The organism is Yoonia sp. R2-816 (genome assembly GCF_046762905.1).
In the GTDB taxonomy this organism is placed as follows: Bacteria; Pseudomonadota; Alphaproteobacteria; order Rhodobacterales; family Rhodobacteraceae; genus Yoonia.
Genome location: NZ_JBKQXN010000050.1, coordinates 1 through 2,751 on the forward strand (window position 1 = coordinate 1; position 2,751 = coordinate 2,751).

Here is a 2,751-nt window from a genome sequence, read left to right on the forward strand (position 1 = left end):
ACTGTCACCGCCGTCCTCTTCCACCGGCCGCACACGCGCATGGCACAGCACACGATCCGGCAGCGCACCCGACAGCCACAGACGCTCCCAGCCAAACGGCAGATAGGTCACACCGCTCTCACTGTCGGCCGCGTTGCCTGCCTCACCGCTACTCTCGCCCACGACCGCCGCCGCCAGAACCTGGAAACAGCCATCCAACTGCGCCGGATGCACCAACAGCTCCGCTGTTTCCAGACCGGCCGCCAGCACCACCTCGCCGACCGCCTCGCCGGCCCTCTCACAAGTCCCCGACCAGAGCGACGCCAGACCCTGGAACGACGCACCGTAGTCGAGCCCCAGATCGGCAAAGGACCCGTACAGCCCGGATACGTCCACAGCCGTAAGACCCGCCGTCAGATCCTGCAGATCGACAGCCGCCGCCGTTTCGACCGCTGCCGCAGACACACGCCCCTCGGCGTGCAACTGCCAGCCCTCATCGCCCGATCCCCGGCTGTAGATCTCAACCGGACGGGCTTCGCCATTAAAGGCCTCGCCGTTCGCAGCCTCGCCAGCCTCCGGGCAACCCAGCATGACCTGCAGCGACCGGCCGGGATCGTGCGACGCCTCGTCCAGCATCAGGGGTGCGTGCAGCTGCATTCCCTCCAGCACCACCGGTCCAACGCCAGACACCGCCGACCCGTTCAGCGATCGAGCCTTGACATCCATCGCCGCCGTGGCCGCCAGCGAGGCATACAAAGCCCCGGGCGCCACAACCCGGCCGAACACACGGTGGTCCGACAGCCACTGCGGATCATCCGTATCCAGCGTCGTCTCGAACACGATCTCGCCACGCGCTGTCGCCGTCCTGATTCCCAGCAGCGGATGGCCCTCGACCGGCCGGCGCCTCACTGGCTCCACCCAGTAGCGCTCACGCTGGAACGGCGTGCCCGGCAGCGACAGCTTGCGCCGCGCCTCGCCACTATGGAGCGCAGCAAAGTCAAGATCGGCTCCCGCCGCATAAAGACCCGCAAGCGCTGACGCGTAAGGCGCATCCGCTTCGCCGCCCCGCACAAGGCTCGCAATCATTGTCGGGGCTGATCGGTCCGCATCTTCAGGCCAGGCCAGCGCCGCCATCGGACCCAGCACACCATGCGGCCCGAGCTCCAGCACAATATCCACATCTAACGCACAAAGCGCCGCAACACTGTCGGCAAAGCGCACAGCCTCACGCGCATGGCGCCGCCAGTACGCGCCATCCAGACGCTCTTCCGCACCCACCGTACGTCCCGTCACATTGCTGATCAACGCAACATGCGCCGGCGCAACCGAAAGACCCGAGACAACCGCCTCAAGATCCGCCAGAACCGGATCCATCAGGGCGCTGTGGAAGCCATGGCTCGTTGCCAGACGCTCAACGCGCGCACCCTCTGCCGCAAGCTGATCCTCCAGTTCCGCAACCAGACCGGCAGGACCGCTCACCACCTGATGCAACCCATTGTCCGCCGCAACGCTCAATCCGGCACTGTCGGTCCCATAGACAGCCGCATTGACCGTCTCGACCGCCGCCGCCACCTGGCCCGCCCCGGCAAACACCGCCGCCATCGCACCGGCGCAGGCGCCTTGCGTCGGCAATGCCCCCATCAGAGCACCGCGCGAGGCCGCAAGACGCAGACCCTCTTCCAGACCGAACACACCCGCCGCATGCGCCGCCGCAAGCTCGCCAACGCTGTGGCCCAGAACCACACACGGTTCCACACCCACACTGCGCCACAGCGCCGTCAGACCAACCTCCAACGCATACAAGGCAGGCTGAGTCCACGCCGTGTCGTCCAAGTCCCCAGGCAAGTCTCCGGGAACATCCCCCGCAGCACCCGCGCGGCCGAACATCACCTCCAGCAGCGACACGCCGCGAAGATCACGCATCACCGCATCGCAACGGTCCAGCACCGCACGGAACACCGGTTCGCTCTCATAAAGATCCCGGCCCATGCCAGCCCACTGGCCGCCCTGGCCGGTGAACAGGAAACCCACACGCACCGCACCCGAGCCCGTTGGACGCGAACCGGTCAAAAGACCCGCAACGGACGCACCCGAAGTCAGCGCTTCCAGACCAGCCTTCAAACCATCACTATCTCCGAACGCCAGACCCGCACGCTCACCGAAATGGCTGCGCCCCACACAGGCCGTGTAAGAAAGGTCCGCCAGGGCATCCGCATCCGCCGGCGCGTTCAGCCAGCCAAGATAGGCCTTTGCCAGCTGCGGCAGCGCATCCGCGCTCTTTGCAGACAACGGCAACATACGATGCGACCGAAGCCGCAGAGCCTCAGGAGCAGACAACTCCAGACCCGGCGGCAGGGTCACCGGCACCGCACGCGACGGCGCCTCCTCAGCCGGACCATAACCCTCAAGAACCACATGCGCGTTGGTGCCGCTCATGCCGAACGAGCTCACACCGGCAAGGCGCTTGCCATTGTCCGTCTGCGGCCAGGGTTCCAATTCCTGCGGAATCCGGATCGGATAGTTCTCTTTGGCGATCGCAGGGTTCAGCGTCTGCAGATGCAGATGCTTCGGGATCTGCCCATGCTCCAGCGCCAGCACCACCTTGATCACGCCCGCGATCCCCGCCGCCGCCTCAAGATGGCCGATATTGGTCTTCACCGAGCCGACCAGCAGCGGATGCTCCGGATCGCGGCCTTGCCCGTAGACCGCTAGCGCTGCGCGCAGCTCGATCGGATCGCCCAGCGACGTCCCCGTGCCGTGCGCCTCAAGATA

General features: G+C 66.3%; 1 protein-coding gene. It reads right to left on the reverse strand.

What is annotated here, in order from left to right; genetic code table 11:
- Nucleotides 1–2,751 (reverse strand): acyltransferase domain-containing protein (locus ACFWW2_RS00905; protein WP_393925482.1); only part of this gene is annotated, 2,751 nt, incomplete at both ends.